A 23,318-nucleotide genomic window follows, 5' to 3' on the forward strand; every position below is an offset into this window, starting at 1 on the left:
GCCTCGGGGCAATGACAGATAGTCATCCGGAGGCGTTTTTCCCATGGATAACATCGGATTCGGTTGGTGAAACCTTTCCGCTGTTCGTTTGTAGAGTTGGCGGGTTGTCGAGAAGTGCCATCTATCGAGCAATATCAAAACTTTTTGATATTGCTCTTGCGGTGTTTTTCGGCCGTCACTAGACTGCGGCCCTATGAATTTACGTGTGCCTTCCATTCGCCATGACGATTGCGACGAGCTGGCGGCCCTGTGCAAGGCCGGCGGCGATCCGCTGCGGCTGAATGTATTGCGTGCCCTGGCCAACGATTCGTTCGGCGTATTGGAACTGGCGCAGATTTTCGGTATCGGTCAGTCCGGCATGAGCCACCACCTCAAAGTGCTGGCACAGGCGGATCTGGTGGCGACCCGCCGCGAAGGCAACGCGATTTTCTATCGCCGCGCCCTGCCCCATACCGAACTTCCGGGCGGCAAGTTGCACAGCGCTTTGTTAGAAGAAGTCGACAATCTGGACCTGCCGGACGATGTGCAGGCACGCATTGGCCAGGTCCACGGACAGCGGGCCGCTGCCAGCCAGGACTTTTTCGCCCGGGTCGCGGAAAAATTCCGTGCCCAGCAAGACTTGATTGCCGGCCTGCCGCAGTACCGTGACAGCGTGCTGGCCCTGCTCGACAAACTGAATTTCGATGGGGCAGCCTCGGCCATCGAAGTCGGCCCCGGCGATGGAGCATTCCTCCCGGAACTGGCACGCCGCTTCGGCACCGTAACCGCTCTGGACAACAGTGCGGCGATGCTCGAACTGGCGCGTCAGGTATGCGTTCGTGAACGGCTGGCTAACGTCAGCCTGCAATTGGCCGATGCATTGAATGGCACAAGCCTTCAGGCCGATTGCGTGGTATTGAACATGGTGTTGCACCATTTCGCCGCGCCGGCCGAAGCGCTCAAGCACATGGCCAGCCTGCTGCAACCGGGCGGTAGCCTGCTCGTGACAGAGTTATGTAGCCACAACCAGAGTTGGGCCAGGGAGGCCTGCGGTGATCTGTGGTTGGGGTTTGAACAGGACGATCTGGCCCGTTGGGCCACCGCTGCGGGACTCGTTCCCGGGGAAAGCCTCTATGTAGGCTTACGTAATGGTTTCCAGATCCAGGTCCGCCACTTTCAGCGGCCGGCTGGCGACACTCACCATCGGTAAATTCAGGAAAACATCGAGATGAGCGAATACTCCCTCTTCACCTCCGAGTCCGTGTCTGAAGGACATCCGGACAAAATCGCCGACCAGATTTCCGATGCAGTGCTGGACGCCATCATCGCCCAGGACAAGCACGCACGCGTTGCGGTGGAAACCCTGGTCAAGACTGGCGTGGCCATCGTTGCCGGTGAAGTGACCACCAGCGCCTGGGTCGACCTGGAGCAGATCGTTCGTGACGTGATCTGCGACATCGGCTACACCAGCTCCGAAGTCGGCTTCGACGGTGCCACCTGCGGCGTGATGAACATCATCGGCAAGCAGTCCCCTGACATCAACCAGGGTGTCGACCGCGCCAAGCCTGAAGATCAGGGCGCCGGCGACCAGGGCCTGATGTTCGGCTACGCCAGCAACGAAACCGACGTGCTGATGCCGGCACCGATCACCTTCTCGCACCAACTGGTGCAGCGTCAGGCCGAAGCCCGTAAATCGGGTCTGCTGCCTTGGCTGCGTCCGGATGCCAAGTCGCAAGTGACCTGCCGTTACGAAGGCGGCAAGGTTGTGGGTATCGACGCCGTGGTTCTGTCGACCCAGCACAACCCTGAAGTGTCGTACAAAGACCTGCGCGAAGGCGTGATGGAGCTGATCGTCAAGCACGTGCTGCCTGCCGAACTGCTGAGCAAGGACACCCAGTTCCACATCAACCCGACCGGCCAGTTCATCATTGGCGGCCCGGTGGGCGACTGCGGTCTGACCGGTCGCAAGATCATCGTCGACAGCTACGGCGGCATGGCCCGTCACGGCGGTGGCGCGTTCTCCGGCAAGGATCCATCGAAGGTTGACCGTTCGGCTGCCTACGCTGGCCGTTACGTTGCCAAGAACATCGTGGCTGCCGGCCTGGCCGAGCGTTGCGAGATCCAGGTTTCCTACGCGATCGGTGTTGCCCAGCCTACCTCGATCTCGCTGAACACCTTCGGCACCGGCAAGATCAGCGATGACAAGATCATCAAACTGGTCCGCGAAGTGTTCGACCTGCGTCCATACGCGATCACCACCATGCTCGACCTGCTGCACCCGATGTACCAGGAAACCGCAGCCTACGGCCACTTCGGCCGTGCTCCGCAGACCAAGACTGTTGGCGAAGACACCTTCTCCACCTTCACCTGGGAAAAAACCGACCGCGCCGACGCCCTGCGCTCCGCTGCCGGTCTGTAAAACTTCCCTGGCAATACAGGAAGCCCCGCACGGTTCACCGTGCGGGGCTTTTTCATGGCCGCGAAACACCCGGAAAAACAGCCGAACGGTCCGCTGGAAAATCCCGTCTAGCCTTCAGGTATCTCCCTGAGCAAGGACGCTCACGATGCTTGCCACACTGCGCCTGTTTTTCCTTTTCCTGCTGTTTTCCATCCACCTCGGCACCTTCGCCGGCGATTGCCCGGACTGGGCTGCCGACCGGGCCCGAACCCAGATCACCACCCTGCAACAACAGATCGATCAGTGGGACGACGCCTATCACCGCAAAGGCCGGTCGATCATTGCCGACGAACTTTATGACCAGTCCCGTATCCGGCTCGGCGAATGGCGCGAGTGTTTCAAGCTTCCATCACCGTCCAAGCCGTTACGGACCGCATCGGGGCCGGTCGCGCATCCGATCGCCCATACCGGTCTCGACAAACTTCACGATGCAGCGGACATCGAAGCCTGGTTGCGCGACCGCAAAGAGGTCTGGGTACAACCCAAGGTCGACGGCGTGGCCGTCACGCTGATCTATCGCTCCGGGCGGTTGCAGCAGGCGATCAGTCGCGGCGACGGCATTCGCGGACAGGACTGGACCGCATCGGCACAGAAAATCAGCGCCATTCCCCAGCAACTGACACAACCTCTGGACCTGTCAGTGCAGGGCGAACTGTATTGGCGACTGAACGACCATATCCAGTCCCGCATCGGTAGCGCCAACGCCCGCGCGACAGTCGCCGGCCTGATGGGACGCAAGGACTTGAGTGCCGAACAGGCAGCGGGCATCGGGCTTTTTGTCTGGGACTGGCCGTTGGGGCCGAGCAGCCTGAGAGATCGCATCGCGGGATTGGCCGCATTGGGTTTCGTAACCACGGAATCTTACAGCCACCCCGTCAGCGGTCTTGCCGATGCGCAGCAGTGGCGCGATCACTGGTATCGCTCGCCACTGCCTTTCGCCAGCGACGGTGTCGTATTGCGTCAGAGTCAGCGTCCCCCTGCCGAACGCTGGCAGGCGCGCTCGCCTTACTGGGCCGTGGCCTGGAAGTATCCGTTCGCCCAGGCACTGGCCGATGTGCGCAAGGTCAATTTCAAGATCGGCCGAACCGGGCGCATCACCCCCGTGCTGGAGCTGGCGCCGGTCAGGCTCGATGACCGCCAGATCAAACGAGTCAGCGTCAGCTCACTCAAACGCTGGCAGGAACTGGATATTCGCCCCGGCGACCAAGTCGCGATCAGTCTGGCCGGGCTGACAATTCCGCGACTGGACAGCGTTGTGCTGCGCAGCACGGAGCGCGTCGAGTTGAACGTTCCTCTCGCCAGCGACTTTCACCCCCTGAGCTGCTGGCAACCGACGCCCGGATGCGAGAGCCAGTTCCTCGCGCGTCTGACCTGGCTTGGTGGCAAACAGGGGCTGGCACTGCCCCATGTCGGACGCGGCACGTGGGAGAAACTTCTGGATACAGGCCGACTGAACAGCCTGCTGGATTGGTTGACCCTCGAGGAGCCAGAGCTTGCTAAGATTGCCGGCCTCGGCGAGCGCAGCAGCGCCCGCCTGCTCCACAGTTTTCACAGCGCTCGCCAGCGGCCGTTCACCCAATGGCTCAAAGCCCTGGGGTTGCCGCCGACCGGCCAGGCCTCTTTGGCTGATTCATGGCAAGCGCTGGCACAACGGAATACCGAACAATGGCAGGCAGAACCCGGAATCGGCCCGGGTCGCGCAGCGCAATTGAGCGCTTTTTTCCGCGACCCGCAGGTGCTGGCCCTGAGTGAAACCTTACGCGCCGCCGGAATCGACGGCTTCTGAACATGCATCCCGGCAAGCCGGGAACCCAACGGTCGCCGAAGCGCTCCAACAGCGCAGTGCCTTCCCGACCCGATTGCCTTCGCACATGGAGCTTTTATGAAATTTCTCGCACCGCTCGCCATGCTGACTCTTTGCGGCGTAATGGCCGCACCCGCGATGGCTGGCGAAGACGCCCCGGGCCTGACCGGTTGTGCTGCCAAGAAGCAAGGCATCATCAATCAGATCGAACAGGCCAAATCCCGCGGCAACGCCGACCAGCAGGCCGGTCTCGAAACCGCCCTGCGCGAAGTCACCGAACACTGCACCGACGCCGGCCTGAAAAAGGAGCGTGAAAACAAGGTGCTCGACGCCAAGCACGAAGTGAGCAAGCGTCAGGCCGATCTCGACAAGGCCATGAAGAAAGGCGACCCGGAGAAAATCGACAAGCGCAAGAACAAGCTCGCCGAGTCGCGCAAGGAATTGCAGGACGCGCTGGACGAACTGGACAAGTAAGAAAGCCAGGGATCACAGCCAAAGACTGTGATCCCTTGAACATCAGTGGTCGCGAAACTCTTTATGACAGGCACTGCAGGCATCTTCGACCTTCTGCACCGCCGGCCCCAGGTTGCTGGCCTTGTACGGCTGGACCTTGCTGGCGATCACCAGTTCACCGGTGGCGGTCTCAAGGGTGCGGGCCATTTCCTGGAAACGTGCCTGCCTCTTCCAGACATCGTCCTTGGCACTGGTGTGATCTTCTTCGCGCACCGAAGGGAAATGCTTCCACGGTTCATGGGACAGTGCATCGAGCTTGATCGCGCCTTCCGTGAATTTCGGTCCGTCGAAGGCAATGCGCCCGCGCAGCATGCCGCCCAGGTCTTCGCCGGTCTTGAGCATCTGCTTGAAGATCGCCTTGCGCTGGCCCAGCGGAGAATTGGGGTCGACACCACCGCAGGCGGACAAGGTCAGACAGGCCAGCAATACAACGGAAAGTCTTTTAAGAGTCATGGTGGCTTCAGGTCACGGAATTCGGCGGCCAGTATCCTCGCGTCACCGCCAAACACCAATAGCCCTATTAATAATACGGGTTGCAGGCGCGCATGGAGCACGCCTGCAACCGACACAGGAAATTCTCCATGAACAGCCGTTCCAAGGCCTGGCGTCACCCACTCATCGCAACCCTGCCGCTGCTGGCCATCCTCGCCGGCTGCACCGGGGGCGACAGTGCCAAGCCGAAAACCCACGCACTGGCCACTTACTCCAGCGCCACCTGGGAAGCCCTGCCTGCGGTTTCCGACAACGATCTGGTGGCCGGTTTCGGTTCGTGGCGCAGTGCCTGCACCCGGCTCAAGGCTGACCCGATCTGGGGCGCTACCTGCGCAGCGGCGGCCAACGTGCCGCAAAGCGCCGGCGACATCCGCAGCTTCCTCAAGCAACACCTCGACGTCTTCGGTCTGCGCGCCGAGCACGACAATCCCAACGGCCTGATCACCGGTTACTACGAACCGGTCTACCCCGGCAGCCTGACGCAAACCGCAACCGCCAATGTGCCGGTGTATGGCGTGCCTGAAGACATGATCATCGTCTCTCTGGACAGCATTTACCCGGAGTTGAAAGGCAAGCGCCTGCGCGGACGCCTCGAAGGTCGTGTACTCAAACCTTACGACGACGCCGCGACCATCGAGAGCAAAGGGGTCAAGGCGCCAGTGGTGGCGTGGCTGACCGATCCGATGAACCTGCAATTCCTGCAGATCCAGGGTTCAGGGAGGATTCAGACCGAGGACGGCCGGCAACTGCGCATCGCCTACGCCGACCAGAACGGTCATCCGTACCGACCGATCGGCCGCTGGCTGGTGGAGCAGGGCGAGCTGAAGAAAGAAGACGTGACCATGGGCGCGATCAGCAACTGGGCCAAGGCCAACCCGTCGCGCATTCCGGAGTTGCTGGGCAGTAACCCGAGCTACGTGTTCTTCACCCGAAATCCGGACAGTAACGAAGGCCCGCGCGGCTCGTTGAATGTGCCGCTGACCGCCGGTTACAGCGCGGCGGTCGATCGCAAGGTGATCCCGCTGGGCAGCCTGTTATGGCTGTCGACCACCCGCCCTGACGGCACGCCACTGGTACGCCCCGTCGCTGCGCAGGACACCGGCGGCGCCATTGCCGGCGAGGTTCGTGCGGATCTGTTCTGGGGTACCGGTGATGCCGCCGGACAACTGGCCGGTGACATGAAGCAGCAAGGGCAGATCTGGATGCTCTGGCCAAAAGGCGCGGCATTGCCGCAAGTGCCGCAGGTGGCCGACAAGCAGTAAGCGAAACGCAAAAGATCGCAGGCCTCATCAGCCTGCGATCTTTTCAGTTTCAGACCGAAACGAAGAAGAAACTGGCGATCAGCCCCATTCCGATAAACCACACCAGCGACCGCAGAATCGCCCAGTCCGCCAGATAGCAGATGATGTACAGCAAGCGACTGGTGATGAACAACACCGCCAGCACATTCACTGTTACCAACTCTGCCGTGCCCACCAGATGCGCAACGATCACCGCCGCCGCAAAGGCTGGCGTTACTTCAAAACTGTTCAGTTGCGCCGCATGGGCCCGCCGCGCTACGCCATTCAGGCTTTCGAGAAAATCCCGGGGATCGTGATTGTCGCTCAGCCGATAACCACCGACAGCCTTGGCCACGCCCGTGCACACATAGGGCAGAAAGATCGCAATGAAAACGCACCACAAAGCCACCGTCATAACGCCGTCCTTCTTCAGTTTTTAGAGTGTTGGCGGGTCAGAACTTCATCACCAGCATGCCGATCAGCACCAGCCCACAGGCTAAGAGCCGTGGCCGGCCGAAAGGTTCTTTCAGGTAGCGCATGCCGAACAGCACCACCAGAATCACGCTGATTTCACGCAATGCCGCCGCTTCGGCAATTGATCCCAGTTGCATCGCCCACAGCACCAGAGCGTAGCTGAACAACACGCAGAACCCGACCGCCAGTCCCAGTTTCCATTGTTCACGCCAGAACAACAGGAACGCCGGCCGCCTGGCGACCCATGCCAGCATCGGGAACGGCCAGGCACTGAGCAGCGTGACCCAGACCAGGTAATCCAGTGGATGCGACCAGCGCCGCAAAGCCTGGCCATCGATGTAGGTGTAGCAGCCGATGCACAACCCGATCAGCGCCACCACCGGCAGCATCGACCATGGCAAATGTTTCCCGCCGCCACCCTGCCAGAGCAGGCAGGCCATGCCCAGCGGGATCAGCATGATTCCGAAGATCTGCTGCGTGGTCAGCACTTCGCCGGCGAAGATCAGGGTCAGCGCCAGCACCACCAGCGGTGACAGTCCGCGCATCAACGGATAGACCAATCCCAGGTCGCCGACCCGATAGGCTTGAATCAACAGATAGCGATAAAGCAGTTCGAACGCTGCCGACGCCAGAATCCACGGCCAGATTTCCGGCGGCGGCAGGCTGATGAAAGGAAACGCCAGCGCCACGAACAGCAGCGCCACGGTGTCCATGCAGGCCACCACCAGCAACCGCTCGGCGCTGAACTTGATCAAGGTATTCCACGCGGCGTGCAACAGTGCCGCCACCAACACCAGAGCTGTCGCCAGCACGTGTCACTCCTTCATTCTTGTTTTTGAACCCGAGCCATTTGTTCAGGTCTTTGATTCGCGATGTGTCAGGCGCTGCTTATACGTCAAGCGACCTCGCCACACCCGGTTGCGCACAGACAAATGCCATAAAAATCCTGCCCGGGACACACAATTGTGCCCCCACCCGGGGTCTACCCATCCAACCCTTGCACCCATGAACAGGTGCGCTGTCTTTTCACTCCCCATCCAAAGGACCCCGGATGCTTGAACTTGTCGCCGCTTTCATCTGCCTCACCACCCTCCTCACCTTCGTGAATTTCCGCTTCATCGGCTTGCCGCCCACCATCGGCGTGATGGTCACCGCGCTGATGTTTTCCCTGTTGCTGCAAGGCCTGAGCCTGCTCGGTTATCCCGGTCTCGAAGAACGCGTGCAGCAACTGATCGGCCAGATCGACTTCGGCGATCTGCTGATGAACTGGATGTTGTCGTTCCTGCTGTTCGCCGGCGCCCTGCACGTCAACCTGAATGACTTGCGCAGCTATCGCTGGCCCATCGGCCTGCTGGCGACCTTCGGCGTGCTGATCGCCACCGCCGTGATCGGCAGCCTCGCCTACTACATCTTCGCCCTGTTCGGCTGGCACGTGAGCTTCCTCTACTGCCTGTTGTTCGGCGCACTGATTTCCCCGACCGACCCGATTGCGGTGCTCGGCGTGCTGCGTACCGCCAACGCCTCGAAGCCGTTGAAAACCACTATTGTCGGCGAGTCGCTGTTCAACGACGGTACTGCCGTGGTGGTGTTCACCGTGTTGCTGGGTATCGCGCAACTGGGTGAGACCCCGACCGTCGGCGCCACCGCCATGCTGTTTGCCCATGAAGCCATCGGCGGCGTGCTGTTCGGCGGGTTGATCGGTTATCTGGTGTACCTGATGATCAAGAGCATCGAGCAGCACCAGATCGAAGTCATGCTGACCCTGGCGCTGGTCATCGGCGGCTCGGCGATGGCCACCGAGCTGCACGTTTCGGCGCCCATTGCGATGGTGGTCGCCGGTCTGATCATCGGTAACCTGGGGCGTAACCTGGCGATGAACGACATGACGCGCAAATACCTGGACGGTTTCTGGGAGTTGCTTGACGACATGCTCAACGCCCTGCTGTTCGCGTTGATCGGCATGGAACTGTTGCTGCTGCCGTTCAATTGGCTGCACGTGGCGGCGGCGAGCCTGTTGGCGCTGGCGATTCTGCTATCGCGCCTGCTCACCGTGGCCCCGGCGATTGTTCTGTTGCGCCGCTGGCGCACGGTGCCGCGTGGCACCATCCGGATCCTGACCTGGGGCGGTTTGCGCGGCGGGGTCTCGGTGGCATTGGCCCTGGCCCTGCCGCTGGGTCCGGAGCGCGACCTGCTGCTGAGCATCACCTACATCGTGGTGCTGTCGTCGATCCTGTTGCAGGGCCTGACCATCGGCAAACTGGTCAAGCACGCCACCCGTGATGAACCGGTAACCACTGCCGAACCTGCGCACCACTGATCATTGCTTGATCCGCTGCGGATCGGGCTTTTCAGCCTGATCCGCAGACGCTTTCGGTTTTCCGCTTTCGCTGCGAATCTGCGCGTGACTGATCAGGGCGAAGATGAAACTGCCGCCGATGATATTCCCCGCCAACGTCGGCCCGGCAAACACCATCCAGAAATCACTCCACGGCAACTCGCCGGCAAACACCAGATACGACACTTCAGCCGAACCCACCACGATGTGGGTGAAATCGCCGAGCGCCATGAGATAAGTGATGAGAATGATGATCCACATCTTCGCGCTCTCCATGGACGGAATCATCCAGACCATGGTGGCGATCATCCAGCCGGAAACGATGCCTTTTGCGAACATCTGGCTCGCATGGTTCTCCATGACCTTGCGGCCGATCTCGAGGAAGGCGATGTCGGTCTTGCTGTCAAAGATCGGCAGTTCCAGCATCACGTAGGCCACCAGAATCGTGCCGCAAAGGTTGCCGAACAGCACGACCGTCCAGAGCCGGATCAGGCGGCCGAAATTGGCCAGGGTCGGTTTAGTCATCACCGGCAGCACGGCGGTCAGGGTGTTTTCGGTGAACAGTTGCTGGCGGGCGAGAATCACCGCAAGAAAGCCTGCGCAGTAGCCGAAACTGGCGATCACCTTGAACTCGTCGCCCTCGGGCAATCGCGAATTCAGCAGGCCCATGCCCATCAGCGACAGGCCCATGGTCAGCCCGGCTGCAAGCGCCGACCACCAGAGCGCGGCAATACTGCGCTCCAGCTCCTGGTCGCCCTGGGTGCGGATGATTTCATGCAGAACCGCCGCCCGGGGCGGCTGGCTTTTCTCGACTTCGTGCTGCTCTTTGGCCGAGAGGTCGGGGGTCTTGCCGTCGGTTGGCGTGGTCATGGCGTGGGAACCGTAGAGGGGCTTTTAGCTACGACCCCGACGGCTCAAGGCTGTTCAGTAGGCAAGTAAATCATTCGGTGAATGAAAAATCGCTATCGCGAGCAGGCTCGCTCCCACAGTTAAACCGCATTCCAATGTGGGAGCGAGCCTGCTCGCGATGGGGGCACCGCCGATATCATTCGGTAACGGGCACGTCATCCTTGAACTGGTCTTTGACGTACTTGATCTCGGTCCGCCCGTGCGGCGCCGGCAAGCCGTCTTCGCCAAGGTTGACGAAGACCATCTTCTCGACCGTCAGGATGCTCTTGCGGGTGATCTTGTTGCGCACTTCGCACGTCAGGGTGATCGAGGTGCGGCCGAACTCGGTGGCAGTGATGCCCAGTTCGATGATGTCGCCCTGGCGCGAGGCGCTGACGAAGTTGATCTCGGAAATGTACTTGGTCACCACGCGCTGGTTGCCAAGTTGCACGATGGCGTAGATCGCCGCTTCTTCGTCGATCCAGCGCAGCAGGCTGCCGCCGAACAGGGTGCCATTGGGGTTGAGGTCTTCGGGTTTTACCCACTTGCGGGTGTGGAAATTCATCTTCACTCCTGAGCGTCTTGCCGAATGATGGGCACATCTTGGCAGACTGAGCGGTCATGCTCCATGAGGCTTCTACTATGGTCGCGATTGGCGATCTTCATCTGGCCGACAGAAACCCTTTGGAAGATCAGTCCAGACGGCTATAATCGCCCCCGTTTCAAAACGGTAACCTTCACTTGATACCGTTTTCCCGCCACCTGTCCGAGGGGCGCTGCAGCAGGTTCAACCTGTCAGGCTCGGATGGGGCGTTGACTGGCTCAGGCCGGACACTAAACGCACAACGGCGCCCATTCGCATACATTACGAATGGAGACTCTTCATGAGCGCTGTTATCACGCCTGCCGATTTTAACGATTACAAAGTCGCCGACATGTCCCTGGCTGCCTGGGGCCGTCGCGAAACCATCATCGCCGAATCGGAAATGCCGGCCCTGATGGGTCTGCGCCGCAAGTACGCTTCCGAGCAGCCGCTCAAGGGCGCGAAAATCCTCGGCTGCATCCACATGACCATTCAGACCGCCGTGCTGATCGAAACCCTGGTTGCCCTGGGTGCCGAAGTGCGCTGGTCGTCCTGCAACATCTTCTCGACTCAGGACCAGGCCGCCGCTTCCATCGCTGCTGCCGGCATCCCGGTTTTCGCCTGGAAAGGCGAGACTGAAGAAGAGTACGAGTGGTGCCTGGAGCAGACCATCCTGAAGGATGGCCAGCCATGGGACGCCAACATGATCCTCGACGACGGCGGCGACCTGACCGAGCTGCTGCACAAGAAATACCCACAGGTTCTGGACCGCGTTCACGGCGTGACTGAAGAAACCACTACCGGCGTACACCGTCTGCTGGACATGCTGGCCAAGGGCGAACTGCGCATCCCGGCCATCAACGTCAACGACTCGGTGACCAAGTCCAAGAACGACAACAAGTACGGCTGCCGTCACAGCCTGAACGACGCCATCAAGCGCGGCACCGACCACCTGCTGTCCGGCAAGCAAGCGCTGGTCATCGGCTACGGTGACGTGGGCAAGGGTTCGGCCCAGTCCCTGCGTCAGGAAGGCATGATCGTTAAGGTCTCCGAAGTTGACCCGATCTGCGCCATGCAAGGCTGCATGGACGGTTTCGAACTGGTTTCGCCGTTCATCGACGGTATCAACGACGGCACCGAAGCGAGCATCGACAAAGCGCTGCTGGGCAAGATCGACCTGATCGTGACCACCACCGGCAACGTCAATGTTTGCGACGCCAACATGCTCAAAGCCCTGAAGAAGCGCGCCGTTGTCTGCAACATCGGTCACTTCGACAACGAAATCGACACCGCTTTCATGCGCAAGAACTGGGCATGGGAAGAAGTGAAGCCACAGGTACACAAGATCCACCGTACCGGTGCTGGCTCGTTCGACCCACAGAACGACGACTACCTGATCCTGCTGGCCGAAGGCCGCCTGGTGAACCTGGGCAACGCCACCGGTCACCCGAGCCGCATCATGGACGGTTCGTTCGCCAACCAGGTTCTGGCCCAGATCTTCCTGTTCGGCCAGAAGTACGCCGACCTGTCGCCAGCCCAGAAAGCCGAGCGCCTGACCGTTGAAGTACTGCCAAAGAAACTCGACGAAGAAGTGGCCCTGGAAATGGTTCGCGGCTTCGGCGGCGTGGTCACTCAACTGACCAAGCAACAGGCTGACTACATCGGCGTGACCGTCGAAGGCCCGTTCAAGCCGCACGCTTACCGCTACTGATTGACGCGGCGGCCTGCTCTCCCTGTGGGAGCGGGCTTGCTCGCGAAAGCGGAATGTCATTCAACATTGATGTTGCCTGACCCACTGCTTTCGCGAGCAAGCCCGCTCCCACATCGGCGGTGCAAGCCTCACAGGCTTCGTGTTTCCAAGGGTATTTCCCATGTCCCAAGAACGTCGCTACAGCTTCGAGTTCTTCCCGACCAAGACCGATGCTGGGCATGAAAAACTGCTCGCCACTGCTCGTCAGCTGGCCACCTACAACCCTGACTTCTTTTCCTGCACCTACGGCGCGGGCGGTTCGACCCGTGACCGCACGCTGAACACCGTGCTGCAGCTGGAGAGCGAAGTCAAAGTACCCGCGGCCCCGCACCTGTCGTGCGTCGGCGACAGCAAGGACGACCTGCGCGGCCTGTTGAACGAGTACAAGGCTGCCGGCATCAAGCGCATCGTTGCCCTGCGTGGCGACCTGCCGTCCGGCATGGGCATGACCAGCGGTGAGCTGCGTCACGCCAATGAGCTGGTTGAATTCATTCGTGAAGAGACCGGCAATCATTTCCACATCGAAGTCGCCGCCTACCCGGAGATGCATCCGCAAGCGCGCAACTACGAAGACGATCTCGCCAACTTCGTGCGCAAGGCCCGTGCCGGCGCCGACAGCGCGATCACCCAGTACTTCTTCAACGCCGACAGCTACTTCTACTTCGTCGACCGTTTGCAGGCGCTGGGCGTGGACATTCCGGTTGTGCCGGGGATCATGCCGATCACCAACTACAGCAAACTCGCGCGTTTCTCCGATGCCTGCGGTGCGGAAATCCCGCGCTGGATCCGCAAGCAGCTGGAAGCCTACGGCGATGACAGCCAAAGCATTCAGCGCTTTGGCGAACAGGTCGTCACCGAAATGTGCGAACGCCTGCTGCAAGGCGGTGCGCCTGGCCTGCACTTCTATTCCATGAACCAGGCCGAACCGAGCCTGGCGATCTGGAACAACCTGAAGCTGCCGCGCTGATACCGCTGTACGTCTCAAGCTGAACGCTTCATGCAACAACAGAAGATCGCAAGTTTCGACAGCTCCTGCGCAATTGTCGTCACTGCGATCTTTTGCTTCCAAGGCCCGAAACAGAGCTTCTGCAGCCGGTTTCTGGCTCTTTGGCGTTTCTCGTCGTAATCTCAAGTCATGCCTTTGATCACGCAGTTATTCGCCGTGCTGGTTTTTGCTTGCCTGAGCTTTGCGGCTCGAGGTGAGAAGCTGCGTATCGTCACCGAACCCTGGGCGCCGTACGTGTACGAAGCCGACGGCAAGAAGCTTGGCCTGGACTTCGAAACCACTGCCATTGTGTTCAAGCGTCTGGGCATCGACGTCGAGTGGCAGTTCCTGCCCTGGAAACGCTGCCTGTCAATGCTCGAAACCGGTCAGGCGGACGGTGCGCTGGACATCTTTCACAGCGACGAACGCGATGCCACTCTGCTCTATCCCAGCGAACCCCTGTCGGACGTGGAGTTCGTGATGTTCTACGCCAACGAGCGGCCGCATCCGTTCCGCACCCTGGAGGACCTCAAGGGTCTGACCGTCGGCACCTCGCCGGGTTATCTGTACAGTCCGGACTTCAGCGAATCGCCTCTGTTCAACCGGGAACCGGCACCGACCCATGAAGCCAACTTCGGCAAACTGGTGCGCGGGCGCATCGATCTGTTGATCACCGACCGCCGTGTGGGGCAGCACTTGCTCGACGAATTGAACATCCGCAACCAGATCACCGAGAACCCCACGGTCATCAGTCGCCAGAGTCAGTTTCTGGCCGTGCGGCGCAATGCCGGGATGGATTTGCTGGTGCAGCGCTTCGGCGCCGAACTCAAGCGTTTCAAGCGCGAACCGGCCTACGCCGAACTGAGCGCGCGCTATGGCGCGGCGCCGGTTTCGGGCAAACCCTTGAGCAGCGCTACCGCCAGCGGCAAAACCGTTGAGCAGCAGGAAAGCGGCGCGCAGTGATTGCTCTGTTATACTCCGGCGTTCCCGCCAGGCTCACGCCCGGACGCCCGGAACCGTTACAGGCCTCCCGACCCGCTACAGCGCAGCTTTTCAGCCCGCGCGAGCGCTCCGGACGTGCCTTCGGTACCGCAGCAGGACCGGACGGGATTGCGTCCTCTTAAACGCCATTCGCGCCAGGCAAGACTCCCATTGGGCCAAGCCCTAACTAAAACAGGATTACTCATGTCCTTTGCTTCCCTCGGTCTCTCCGAGGCTTTGGTCCGCGCTATCGAAGACGCGGGCTATACCGAGCCTACTCCGGTGCAACAGCGGGCCATTCCCGCCGTGTTGCAAGGTCGCGACCTGATGGTTGCGGCACAGACAGGTACCGGTAAAACCGGCGGTTTCGCCCTTCCGATCCTGGAGCGGCTGTTCCCCAACGGTCACCCGGACAAATCCCAGCGCCACGGCCCGCGCCAGCCGCGCGTACTGGTCCTGACCCCGACCCGCGAACTCGCGGCCCAGGTACACGACAGCTTCAAGATCTACGCCCGTGACCTGAAATTCGTCAGCGCCTGCATCTTCGGCGGCGTCGGCATGAACCCGCAGGTTCAGGCCATGTCCCGTGGGGTGGACGTTCTGGTTGCCTGCCCGGGTCGTCTGCTCGACCTGTGCGGCCAGGGCAGCGTCGATCTGTCCCACGTCGAAATCCTCGTGCTGGACGAAGCCGACCGCATGCTCGACATGGGCTTCGTCCATGACGTGAAGAAAGTCCTCGCGCGTCTGCCGGCCAAGCGCCAGAACCTGCTGTTCTCGGCGACCTTCTCCAAAGACATCACCGACCTCGCCGGCAAGCTGCTGCACAACCCGGAACGCATCGAAGTGACGCCGCCGAACACCACGGTCGAGCGCATCGAACAACGCGTCTTCCGTCTGCCGGCCAGCCACAAGCGTGCGCTGCTGGCTCACCTGATCACCGCCGGCGCGTGGGAACAGGTGCTGGTGTTCACCCGCACCAAGCACGGCGCCAACCGTCTGGCCGAGTACCTGGACAAACACGGCCTGCCGGCTGTGGCGATCCACGGCAACAAGAGCCAGAACGCCCGCACCAAAGCCCTGGCCGACTTCAAGGCCGGTGAAGTGCGCATTCTGGTAGCGACCGACATCGCGGCTCGCGGCCTGGACATCGACCAGTTGCCACACGTGGTCAACTTCGAACTGCCGAACGTCGATGAAGACTACGTGCACCGTATCGGCCGTACCGGCCGTGCCGGTCGCTCGGGTGAGGCGATCTCGCTGGTGGCGCCGGACGAAGAAAAACTGCTGAAAAGCATCGAACGCATGACCAAGCAGAAAATCGCCGACGGCGACCTGATGGGCTTCGATGCCAGCACCATCGAGGCCGAGAAGCCTGAAGTGCGCGAGCGTCCGGACATGCGCAACCCGCGTAACGGTCGTGGCCCGCGTGGCGACGGCCCGAATGGTGGTGGCGGTGGTGGCGGTCGCAAGGACAAAGGGAAGGACAAGGGCAAGGAAAAACCGGCCGGTGAGCGTGGCGAGCGTCCAGCCCGTCAGCAGAAACCACGCGAAGGCACCCCCGCCCGCGAACAGCGCCAGCCGAGCCAGCCGCCACGCGCCGCTGCTGCTGACCGTGCTCCGGACGAGTTCCTCGACGACGATATCGATAACTTCGGTAACCGCGTTGACTACGTGCCGAAGCAGGCACCTGCCGGCGGTCGTGGCCGTCGCCCTGGCGCTCCGGCGCAAGGCGCAGGGTCCGGCGCTCCACGCGGCGGTCAGTCGCAAGGTCGTCAGAACGGCCCGCGCAACAGCAACGGTTCGAGCACCGGCACCCCGCCGGGCAAGCGCAACGGCCCGCGCAACGGAGCCCCGCGTGACGGTCAGGGTCGTCGCGACGAAAACTCGCGCAACCGCCGCCCGGCCCGTGACGATCAGCAACGCGCCGAGCCTGCCGTGCAGAACCCTCGCAGCAGTGGCCCGAAGATCATGCACAAGGAATCGAAAGCCGACCGCTTCCCGACGCCTGAGCAGCTGGATCAACTGCCAAGCCGCCCACGCGGTGAGAAACCGGCCTTGCTGACCCGCAATCGCTGAGTTTCAACAAGGCAATAAAAAACGCCCCCGGTCGCAAGACCGGGGGCGTTTTTGTAGGGCTGGCGAAAATTACTTCGCTTTCACACCTTCAAACGAGATGTACAGGTCGACTTTGTCAGACTGTGGACCCAGGTCCATCATCTTGCCGAAATCAGAACGCTTGATGCTGGTAGTGCCTTCGAAGCCGGCACGGTAGCCGCCCCATGGATCCTTGCCTTCACCCAGGAAAGTGGCCTTGACCACGATCGGCTTGGTCACGCCGTGCAGGGTCAGGTCACCGGTCACGTCGGCAGTGTCTTTGCCATCGGCGTTCTTGCCGGTGGACTTGACGCTGGTGGAGACGAACTTGGCGTCAGCGTATTTGCCCACGTCCAGGAAGTCTTTGCTGGAGATGTGCTTGTCACGCTCGGCGTGGTTGGTGAACACGCTGGCGGTCTTCACGTCGAACTCGATCTTGCTGTCTTCAGGCTTGGCAGCATCGAAGCTGAACTTGCCGCTGATGTCCTTGAAGGTACCGGTGATGTAGCTGTAGCCCAGGTGGCTGATCTTGAAATCGACGAAGGCGTGCTGGCCTTCCTTGTCGACGGTGTAGTCAGCAGCCATTACGTTGGCGGACAGCACGGCAGAACCGATTGCCAGAGCGGCCAGAGTCTTTTTCAACATGCTTTCTTTTCCTTTGAGTCGAGGTTGAGCTTCAGGCTTTGCGACCGAGCATTCGAGTGAGGGTCGCATCACGATCGATAAAGTGGTGCTTCAATGCTGCCAACGCATGGAGGCCGGAAAAAATTACCAGCGCCCACGCCAGGTACAAATGAATCACACCGGCGGTATCTGCCTGATCCGGTAGTCCGGAAACCAGTGCAGGAACTTCAAACAGGCCAAACACCGGAATCCCGACACCGTCTGCGGTGGAAATCAGGTAACCGGCAATCATCACGGCGAACAGCGCGAGGTACAGAAACCCGTGGCCAAACTTTGCGCCGATGCGGGTCATGCGGCTGTAGCTCTGCAGCGTTGGCGGCGGTGGGCTGACAAAACGCCACAGCACCCGCAACACCATCACAGCCAGCAGCACCAGACCGATGCTCTTGTGCAGATCCGGCGCCTCTTTACGCCAGGTGCTGTAGTAATCCAGCCCCACCATCCACAGACCGAGCGCGAACAGTCCGAAGACCGCCAACGCCACACCCCAGTGCATGAAGATACTGACCCAACCGTAGCGCGAAGAAGAATTACGTAGCTGCATTGCCCAAATCCTGTGAGAACTGCGAACCAAGACTAGCGAGTTATCTATCGAATTAAAGCGGAAAATTTCGCTTTGAAATATCGAGAAATACGATCAAGAGTCTTGGACAGGGGAGTTAAGGAAAGATTAAAGGTGAAAAGTGTGACGGGAGATTAGCTGGCGAACGAGCAAACACAGGATGCTTGCTGTTTCACAGGCAATAAAAAAGCGCGGCATGAAAGCCGCGCTTTTTTCATTCACCGCAAAGCCTTACTGCGCTTTGGTATCGGTGCTTGCCGCCGGAGTCGCCGCCGGTTTGGCCGCTGGCTTCTTCGCCGGTTCAGTCTTTTTCGTTGCAGGTTTGGCCGGGGCTTTTTTCGCCTCGGTCTTGGCCGCAGGTTTCTTCGCTGCTGGCTTGGCTGGCGCTTTCTTGGCTGGCTCGGCTTTCACCGGAGTCGCTGGCTTCGGCGCTTCAACCGGGGCTGGCGCAGGTGCCGGAGTCGGTGCAGGCGCTGGAGCGGCTGGAGCAGGTGCCGGTTCGGGGGCTTTCACAGGCGCTGGTTTCTTCTCGTCATCCGAACCACCGAACAGGTTGGTGAAGAAGTTACCTTTCTTCGCCGCCGTGGCCGCACCCGCTGCGCCTGCCGCCGCTGCTGCAGTGGCCGCCGCCGGGCCGACCTTGATCGGTTCGAAGGATTTGCCCGCCGCCAGGTCTTCAACCTGACTGGCCGCGCGCTGACCGGTGCGCAGCGCGCCTTCCAGGGTGCCCGGATACAGGGTGTCGGTGTGCTCGCCAGCAAACGCTACGCGCTGCAGCGGACGCTCCCACAGGCGCCAGTACTTGCTGATCTGGCCAGGACCGAAGGCCAGGTACGAACCACCAGTCGATGGATCGGTGCTGTAGCGACGGATTTCATAACCGGTGAACGCACCACGGGCCTGTGGATAAAACGCGTGCAGACGGATCAGCACCTGATCGACCATCTGCTTGTCGCCGAACGCCTGCATCACCCGGGCATTGTCGCCGGACAGGTTGATCACCACGTTCGCGCCGCCCTTCAGGGCCGGCTCGATCCACAGCATGCCCAGACCGGTGTTGCTGTAGATCTCGCCGGACATCCGCGCCTTGCTTTCCCACACTGGCGTCTTGAACTTCAGCATGATCTGGTCACGCCAGCCGTAGTTGGTGCCTTTGATCGCGGCCAGATGCTGTGCATCCAGGGCCGGGGTCAGCTGAATCTTGTCGAGGGCACGCAATGGCACCGCCAGTACGACGTAGTCTGCCTGATAGCCCACGCTGCCGACCTTGACGGTCACGCCGTCCTTGTCCTGGACAATCGCGGACACCGGCGAACTGGTCTTGATGGTTTTCAGTTGCTTGACGAAGGCCTGGGCCAGCACCGGGCTGCCACCCACCAGACGCGAAGCGCGCATGTCACGGTCGGACACGCCGCGATAAACACGGCTCTGCTGTGCGTAGTACAGCAGCGACAGACGCGAAGGTTCGTCGTAATGGGTGCGGATATCCTGGTTGATCAGCTGACGCGCAGTGGCAGGCAGGTTCTGCTTGTCGAGCCAGCTCGACACGTTGATCTGGTCCAGCGCGTGCAACGTGTTGGTCGCCGCCGGGTTCTGCGGATCGTCGATCGAGCGCGCCAGATCGTCACGGGTTTTCTCGAAGGTTTTCAACGCCTGCGCGGTAGCCGGTTGCTTGGTGGCCAGATCGGCGGCAGAGAAATACTCGCCATCGATCAGATAACCCGGGGTACGCACGAATTCAGGGGCCGGCGTAGTGCTCAGCTTGAAAGTCGAGACGTACTTGTTCAGCACCGGCTGCGCCTTGTCGTTGCCGATCCACTCGCTGGTGGCCATGCCCGAGCGACCGCCCAGGCTCGGCTTGGCTTCCAGCAACGTGACCTGCCAGCCCTTGTTCTGCAGTTCGTAAGCCGCGGTCAGGCCCGACAGGCCGCCGCCGATCACGATCGCGGTTTTTTCCTTGGCCAGCGCCGTAACGCTGAAAAGCCCCAACACCACAAGCGCACAGGCGCGCAGCCAACCGACAGACATTCAGCGAACTCCGGAAAAACACGTAGGAAAAAGCAGTTTTGCGGGTCAGTCGACCCAAAGAACCGCGAAGAATACGTCAGCCATCAAAACGCCGCCAGCGACGTCTATCGGCCCATACAAAGTAGCTCAATCAACGCAATGGGTTGTCCCGGCGCGACGCATTGCATAGGCTTGCGCGATTGTTAGCCCGCGCCTGACGCGAGCCGCCTCGAGGAGACTGAACATGGGCCTGAACAACCAGTGGATGCAACGCGATCTCGCGGTGCTGTGGCATCCCTGCACCCAGATGAAAGACCACGAACAGCTGCCGCTGATCCCGATCAAGCGCGGTGAAGGCGTCTGGCTGGAAGACTTCGAAGGCAAGCGTTATCTGGATGCGGTCAGCTCCTGGTGGGTCAACGTGTTCGGCCACGCCAACCCGCGCATCAACCAGCGCATCAAGGATCAGGTCGATCAGCTGGAACACGTGATTCTGGCCGGTTTCAGCCATCAGCCGGTGATCGAACTGTCCGAGCGGCTGGTGAAGATGACGCCGGAAGGCTTGAACCGGGTGTTCTACGCCGATAACGGTTCGTCCTGCATCGAAGTCGCGCTGAAAATGAGCTTTCACTACTGGCTCAACCGCGGCCAGCCGAACAAGAAGCGCTTCGTCACCCTGACCAACAGCTACCACGGCGAAACCATGGCGGCGATGGCGGTCGGTGATGTGCCGTTGTTCACCGAAACCTACAAAGCGCTGCTGATGGACACCATCAAGGTGCCGAGCCCGGATTGCTACCTGCGCCCGCAGGGCATGAGCTGGGAAGAGCATTCGCGCAATATGTTCGCGGCCATGGAGCAGACGCTGGCGGAAAATCATGACAGCGTCGCCGCGGTGATCGTCGAGCCGCTGATTCAGGGCGCGGGTGGCATGCGCATGTATCACCCGGTGTACCTCAAGCTGTTGCGCGAAGCCTGCGACCGTTACGGCGTGCACCTGATCCACGACGAAATCGCCGTCGGTTTCGGCCGCACCGGGACGATGTTCGCCTGCGAACAGGCCGGCATCCGTCCGGACTTCCTGTGCCTGTCGAAAGCCCTGACCGGCGGTTATCTGCCATTGGCCGCGTGCCTGACCACCGACGAGGTGTACAGCGCGTTCTACGACGATTACCCGACCCTGCGCGCCTTCCTGCATTCGCACAGCTACACCGGCAACCCGTTGGCCTGTGCAGCAGCCCTGGCGACCCTGGATATCTTCGAGCAGGACAACGTGATCGAAAACAACCGGGTGCTGGCTCAACGCATGGCGTCGGCGACGGCGCATCTGGTGGATCATCCGAATGTTTCGGAAGTCCGTCAGACCGGCATGGTGCTGGCGATCGAGATGGTCAAGGACAAGGCCACGAAAGAGGCTTATCCGTGGCAGGAACGTCGCGGCCTGAAAGTGTTCCAGCATGCCCTTGAGCGTGGCGCGTTGCTGCGTCCGCTGGGCAGCGTGGTGTATTTCCTGCCGCCCTACGTGATCACCCCGGAGCAGATCGACTTCCTCGCCGAAGTCGCCAGCGAAGGCATCGACATCGCCACCCGAGACAGCGTCAGCGTGGCAGTGCCGAAGGATTTTCATCCGGGTTTTCGCGATCCGGGCTGATCCAGATTATTCAAGATCTGTGGTGCCTGGACTTCCGCTTTCGCGAGCAAGCCCGCTCCCACATTTGGAATGCATTTCCCTGTGGAAGCGGGCTTGCTCGCGAATGAAGTCGACACCGTTTTAACTGATTCACATCTTTCCAGAGACTCCGAATGAGACTGTCCCGCTTCTTTATCGACGCCCCGCTGAGCACCGGCGAACACGAATTGCCGGAAGCCCAGGCGCATTACATCAGCCGCGTGCTGCGCATGGCCGAGGGCGATGCGGTGCAGTTGTTCGACGGCTCCGGCCATGAGTTTCGCGGTTCCCTGGTGGAAGTCGGCAAGAAACGCGTGGTGGTGCAGATCGACGAGCAGTTCGCAGGTCAAGTCGAATCACCGCTGCGCATCCACCTCGGCCAAGGCCTGTCCCGGGGCGAGCGGATGGACTGGGCGATCCAGAAAGCCACCGAACTGGGCGTGACTGAAATCACCCCGATCTTCAGCGAACGCTGCGAAGTCCGCCTCAAGGACGAACGCGCCGACAAACGCCTGCTGCACTGGCGTCAGGTGGCGATCAGCGCTTGCGAGCAATGCGGTCGCTCGCGGGTGCCGGTGATTCATCCACCGGTGTTGCTGGCCGACTGGCTGAAACAGACCGAAGCCGAACTGAAACTGGTCCTGCACCCGGTGGCCGAGCCCTTGGTCAGCCACGCCAAACCATCGACCCTGGCCTTCTTGATCGGCCCTGAAGGCGGCTTGTCCGACGCCGAAGTCGAGCAGGCCAGGGGCAACGGCTACCACGCCGCCCGCCTCGGCCCGCGCGTGCTGCGCACCGAGACTGCGCCGGTTGTGGCGCTGGCAGTCGCGCAGCAACTGTGGGGTGATTTCTAACCTGTCACTGCACCGGATCACTGATCGGTCTGGCGATGATTGCCTTGAGTTCGCTGGTCATCGGGAACTCAAGGTTCAGGCCCTTCGGCGGGATCGGCTGTTCGAACCACTTGCGGTAGATCCCGTTGATCTCCCCCGAGCTGTACAGGTCAGCCAGCACACCGTTGACCAGCGCGAGGAACTGCGGATCATCCTTGCGCACCATGCAGCTGTAGATTTCCCGGGATTGCTCCTCCCCCACCACGACCCAGTTGTGCGGATCACGCGCCTTGGCCCGCTCGCCGTAAAGCAGCGCATCGTCCATGTAGAACGCTGCCGCACGGCCTGATTGCAGCATCTGGAACGCCTCGCCGTGATCCTTGGCACTGATCACGAACATGTTCAGTTTGTGGTCGAGGTTGTAGCTCTTCAGATAACGCTCGTTGGTGGTGCCGGCGGTCGTCACCACGTTCTTGCCGCGCAGATCGTCGAAGCGGTTGATGCCGCTGTCCTTGGCGGTCAGCAGCTGACCTTTGACGTAGATGAAACCGTAGGAGAACGCGACCTGCTTCTGCCGCTCGGCCGTCACCCCGGTGGAGCCGCATTCGAGGTCGACCGTGCCGTTCTGCACCAGCGGAATCCGCGTCTGCGAGGTCACCAGGTTGTACTTCACCTTCAGCTCCGGCAACGCCAGTTGCTGCCTGATGCGCTCGACGATCTTGTCCGCCAGCTCCACTGAATAGCCCATCGGCTGCCCGGTGTGATCGCCCACATACGAGAACGGCACCGACGCATCGCGATACCCCAGGGTGATGCTGTTGGCGCTGGCGATCTTGCCGAGCGTACCGGTCAGCGGCACTTCACTGGCCTGGGCCTGAGCACCGAAAACCAGCGCCAGAGTGCAGCCGAGCAACGTGATTTTTTGCATTGTTATTCTCCGTTGTGGG

21 protein-coding genes and 1 riboswitch are annotated in these 23,318 nt (G+C 60.9%); of the genes, 12 read left to right on the forward strand and 9 right to left on the reverse strand.

Annotated features, from left to right (window positions below):
- Window positions 1-193: 193 nt before the first annotated feature.
- The 4 genes from J5M72_RS00885 (at window position 194) to J5M72_RS00900 (ending at window position 4,715) form a co-directional block, all read left to right on the forward strand.
- Complete coding sequence (locus tag J5M72_RS00885) at window positions 194-1,189, forward strand: metalloregulator ArsR/SmtB family transcription factor (RefSeq protein WP_207863770.1); 996 nt, start codon at window positions 194-196, stop codon at window positions 1,187-1,189.
- 18 nt (window positions 1,190-1,207) lie between these two features.
- Window positions 1,208-2,398, forward strand: coding sequence for a methionine adenosyltransferase (metK, locus tag J5M72_RS00890; protein ID WP_027610621.1), 1,191 nt, complete (start codon window positions 1,208-1,210; stop codon window positions 2,396-2,398).
- Between the two features lie 145 nt (window positions 2,399-2,543).
- Entirely contained in the window at window positions 2,544-4,223 is a 1,680-nt protein-coding gene (ligB, locus tag J5M72_RS00895; RefSeq protein WP_207863771.1) for an NAD-dependent DNA ligase LigB, read from the forward strand.
- Window positions 4,224-4,319: 96 nt separating this feature from the next.
- On the forward strand, window positions 4,320-4,715 hold the full coding sequence (locus tag J5M72_RS00900; RefSeq protein WP_085731609.1) for a DUF1090 domain-containing protein: 396 nt from the start codon (window positions 4,320-4,322) through the stop codon (window positions 4,713-4,715).
- Between the two features lie 42 nt (window positions 4,716-4,757).
- Here the strand turns inward: J5M72_RS00900 and J5M72_RS00905 are convergent, their stop codons facing one another.
- Window positions 4,758-5,207 (reverse strand): cytochrome c, encoded by a 450-nt coding sequence (locus J5M72_RS00905; protein WP_169432268.1) that lies wholly within the window; start codon window positions 5,205-5,207, stop codon window positions 4,758-4,760.
- A gap of 128 nt (window positions 5,208-5,335) precedes the next feature.
- On the opposite strand from J5M72_RS00905, the gene J5M72_RS00910 reads away from it, so the two are divergent.
- Entirely contained in the window at window positions 5,336-6,508 is a 1,173-nt protein-coding gene (locus J5M72_RS00910) for a murein transglycosylase A (protein ID WP_169432269.1), read from the forward strand.
- A 49-nt stretch (window positions 6,509-6,557) separates the two neighbouring features.
- Here J5M72_RS00910 and J5M72_RS00915 read toward each other — a convergent pair whose 3' ends face one another.
- Window positions 6,558-6,941, reverse strand: a complete 384-nt coding sequence (locus tag J5M72_RS00915; protein WP_207863772.1) for an MAPEG family protein — start codon at window positions 6,939-6,941, stop codon at window positions 6,558-6,560.
- Window positions 6,942-6,978: 37 nt separating this feature from the next.
- Window positions 6,979-7,812, reverse strand: a complete 834-nt coding sequence (locus J5M72_RS00920) for an EamA family transporter (RefSeq protein ID WP_169432270.1) — start codon at window positions 7,810-7,812, stop codon at window positions 6,979-6,981.
- 239 nt (window positions 7,813-8,051) lie between these two features.
- On the opposite strand from J5M72_RS00920, the gene J5M72_RS00925 reads away from it, so the two are divergent.
- A complete protein-coding gene (locus J5M72_RS00925; protein WP_207863773.1) occupies window positions 8,052-9,317 on the forward strand; it encodes a sodium:proton antiporter in 1,266 nt (421 codons plus the stop codon).
- Here the strand turns inward: J5M72_RS00925 and J5M72_RS00930 are convergent, their stop codons facing one another.
- A complete protein-coding gene (locus tag J5M72_RS00930; RefSeq protein WP_169432272.1) occupies window positions 9,318-10,205 on the reverse strand; it encodes a formate/nitrite transporter family protein in 888 nt (295 codons plus the stop codon).
- 175 nt (window positions 10,206-10,380) lie between these two features.
- Complete coding sequence (locus J5M72_RS00935; RefSeq protein ID WP_134334142.1) at window positions 10,381-10,788, reverse strand: hotdog domain-containing protein; 408 nt, start codon at window positions 10,786-10,788, stop codon at window positions 10,381-10,383.
- A 197-nt stretch (window positions 10,789-10,985) separates the two neighbouring features.
- Window positions 10,986-11,084: riboswitch (S-adenosyl-L-homocysteine riboswitch) on the forward strand.
- A gap of 23 nt (window positions 11,085-11,107) precedes the next feature.
- Here J5M72_RS00935 and ahcY point away from each other — a divergent pair.
- The 4 genes from ahcY (at window position 11,108) to J5M72_RS00955 (ending at window position 16,598) form a co-directional block, all read left to right on the forward strand.
- Window positions 11,108-12,517 carry an adenosylhomocysteinase gene (gene ahcY / locus J5M72_RS00940; protein WP_207863774.1) on the forward strand — a complete coding sequence of 470 codons (1,410 nt, stop codon included), beginning with the start codon at window positions 11,108-11,110 and terminating at the stop codon, window positions 12,515-12,517.
- Window positions 12,518-12,677: 160 nt separating this feature from the next.
- Window positions 12,678-13,523 carry a methylenetetrahydrofolate reductase [NAD(P)H] gene (gene metF / locus J5M72_RS00945; protein ID WP_085731601.1) on the forward strand — a complete coding sequence of 282 codons (846 nt, stop codon included), beginning with the start codon at window positions 12,678-12,680 and terminating at the stop codon, window positions 13,521-13,523.
- A gap of 168 nt (window positions 13,524-13,691) precedes the next feature.
- The gene (locus tag J5M72_RS00950; protein ID WP_207863775.1) at window positions 13,692-14,504 is read left to right on the forward strand and encodes a transporter substrate-binding domain-containing protein; all 813 of its coding nucleotides are present in this window, start codon (window positions 13,692-13,694) and stop codon (window positions 14,502-14,504) included.
- A 222-nt stretch (window positions 14,505-14,726) separates the two neighbouring features.
- The gene (locus J5M72_RS00955) at window positions 14,727-16,598 is read left to right on the forward strand and encodes a DEAD/DEAH box helicase (protein WP_207863776.1); all 1,872 of its coding nucleotides are present in this window, start codon (window positions 14,727-14,729) and stop codon (window positions 16,596-16,598) included.
- Between the two features lie 69 nt (window positions 16,599-16,667).
- Here J5M72_RS00955 and J5M72_RS00960 read toward each other — a convergent pair whose 3' ends face one another.
- The 3 genes from J5M72_RS00960 to J5M72_RS00970 all read right to left on the reverse strand — a co-directional run bounded on the left by J5M72_RS00960 (window position 16,668) and on the right by J5M72_RS00970 (window position 19,890).
- On the reverse strand, window positions 16,668-17,261 hold the full coding sequence (locus tag J5M72_RS00960) for a YceI family protein (protein WP_169432275.1): 594 nt from the start codon (window positions 17,259-17,261) through the stop codon (window positions 16,668-16,670).
- 31 nt (window positions 17,262-17,292) lie between these two features.
- Entirely contained in the window at window positions 17,293-17,844 is a 552-nt protein-coding gene (locus J5M72_RS00965) for a cytochrome b (protein WP_169432276.1), read from the reverse strand.
- 249 nt (window positions 17,845-18,093) lie between these two features.
- On the reverse strand, window positions 18,094-19,890 hold the full coding sequence (locus J5M72_RS00970; protein ID WP_207863777.1) for a flavin monoamine oxidase family protein: 1,797 nt from the start codon (window positions 19,888-19,890) through the stop codon (window positions 18,094-18,096).
- 223 nt (window positions 19,891-20,113) lie between these two features.
- Here J5M72_RS00970 and J5M72_RS00975 point away from each other — a divergent pair, with 223 nt between their 5' ends.
- Together J5M72_RS00975 and J5M72_RS00980 are read left to right on the forward strand one after the other, a co-directional pair.
- Window positions 20,114-21,520, forward strand: coding sequence for an adenosylmethionine--8-amino-7-oxononanoate transaminase (locus J5M72_RS00975; protein WP_207863778.1), 1,407 nt, complete (start codon window positions 20,114-20,116; stop codon window positions 21,518-21,520).
- A 152-nt stretch (window positions 21,521-21,672) separates the two neighbouring features.
- A complete protein-coding gene (locus J5M72_RS00980; protein WP_207863779.1) occupies window positions 21,673-22,392 on the forward strand; it encodes a 16S rRNA (uracil(1498)-N(3))-methyltransferase in 720 nt (239 codons plus the stop codon).
- 4 nt (window positions 22,393-22,396) lie between these two features.
- Here the strand turns inward: J5M72_RS00980 and J5M72_RS00985 are convergent, their stop codons facing one another.
- Window positions 22,397-23,299: a transporter substrate-binding domain-containing protein gene (locus J5M72_RS00985; protein WP_169432279.1), complete on the reverse strand. Its 903-nt coding sequence runs from the start codon at window positions 23,297-23,299 to the stop codon at window positions 22,397-22,399.
- Window positions 23,300-23,318 lie beyond the last annotated feature (19 nt).

The organism is Pseudomonas sp. 58(2021) (genome assembly GCF_017491585.1).
Classification (GTDB): Bacteria; Pseudomonadota; Gammaproteobacteria; order Pseudomonadales; family Pseudomonadaceae; genus Aquipseudomonas; species Aquipseudomonas fluorescens_BT.

Excerpts from the sequence above, each read along its gene's own strand:
- J5M72_RS00965 (WP_169432276.1), bottom strand. The coding sequence starts at position 17,844 with ATGCAGCTACGTAATTCTTCTTCGCGCTACGGTTGGGTCAGTATCTTC.
- J5M72_RS00970 (WP_207863777.1), bottom strand. The coding sequence starts at position 19,890 with ATGTCTGTCGGTTGGCTGCGCGCCTGTGCGCTTGTGGTGTTGGGGCTT.
- J5M72_RS00885 (WP_207863770.1), top strand. The coding sequence starts at position 194 with ATGAATTTACGTGTGCCTTCCATTCGCCATGACGATTGCGACGAGCTG.
- metF (WP_085731601.1), top strand. The coding sequence starts at position 12,678 with ATGTCCCAAGAACGTCGCTACAGCTTCGAGTTCTTCCCGACCAAGACC.
- J5M72_RS00905 (WP_169432268.1), bottom strand. The coding sequence starts at position 5,207 with ATGACTCTTAAAAGACTTTCCGTTGTATTGCTGGCCTGTCTGACCTTG.
- J5M72_RS00930 (WP_169432272.1), bottom strand. The coding sequence starts at position 10,205 with ATGACCACGCCAACCGACGGCAAGACCCCCGACCTCTCGGCCAAAGAG.
- J5M72_RS00985 (WP_169432279.1), bottom strand. The coding sequence starts at position 23,299 with ATGCAAAAAATCACGTTGCTCGGCTGCACTCTGGCGCTGGTTTTCGGT.
- ligB (WP_207863771.1), top strand. The coding sequence starts at position 2,544 with ATGCTTGCCACACTGCGCCTGTTTTTCCTTTTCCTGCTGTTTTCCATC.
- J5M72_RS00915 (WP_207863772.1), bottom strand. The coding sequence starts at position 6,941 with ATGACGGTGGCTTTGTGGTGCGTTTTCATTGCGATCTTTCTGCCCTAT.
- J5M72_RS00950 (WP_207863775.1), top strand. The coding sequence starts at position 13,692 with ATGCCTTTGATCACGCAGTTATTCGCCGTGCTGGTTTTTGCTTGCCTG.
- J5M72_RS00900 (WP_085731609.1), top strand. The coding sequence starts at position 4,320 with ATGAAATTTCTCGCACCGCTCGCCATGCTGACTCTTTGCGGCGTAATG.
- ahcY (WP_207863774.1), top strand. The coding sequence starts at position 11,108 with ATGAGCGCTGTTATCACGCCTGCCGATTTTAACGATTACAAAGTCGCC.
- J5M72_RS00925 (WP_207863773.1), top strand. The coding sequence starts at position 8,052 with ATGCTTGAACTTGTCGCCGCTTTCATCTGCCTCACCACCCTCCTCACC.
- J5M72_RS00975 (WP_207863778.1), top strand. The coding sequence starts at position 20,114 with ATGGGCCTGAACAACCAGTGGATGCAACGCGATCTCGCGGTGCTGTGG.
- J5M72_RS00955 (WP_207863776.1), top strand. The coding sequence starts at position 14,727 with ATGTCCTTTGCTTCCCTCGGTCTCTCCGAGGCTTTGGTCCGCGCTATC.
- J5M72_RS00960 (WP_169432275.1), bottom strand. The coding sequence starts at position 17,261 with ATGTTGAAAAAGACTCTGGCCGCTCTGGCAATCGGTTCTGCCGTGCTG.
- J5M72_RS00935 (WP_134334142.1), bottom strand. The coding sequence starts at position 10,788 with ATGAATTTCCACACCCGCAAGTGGGTAAAACCCGAAGACCTCAACCCC.
- metK (WP_027610621.1), top strand. The coding sequence starts at position 1,208 with ATGAGCGAATACTCCCTCTTCACCTCCGAGTCCGTGTCTGAAGGACAT.
- J5M72_RS00910 (WP_169432269.1), top strand. The coding sequence starts at position 5,336 with ATGAACAGCCGTTCCAAGGCCTGGCGTCACCCACTCATCGCAACCCTG.
- J5M72_RS00980 (WP_207863779.1), top strand. The coding sequence starts at position 21,673 with ATGAGACTGTCCCGCTTCTTTATCGACGCCCCGCTGAGCACCGGCGAA.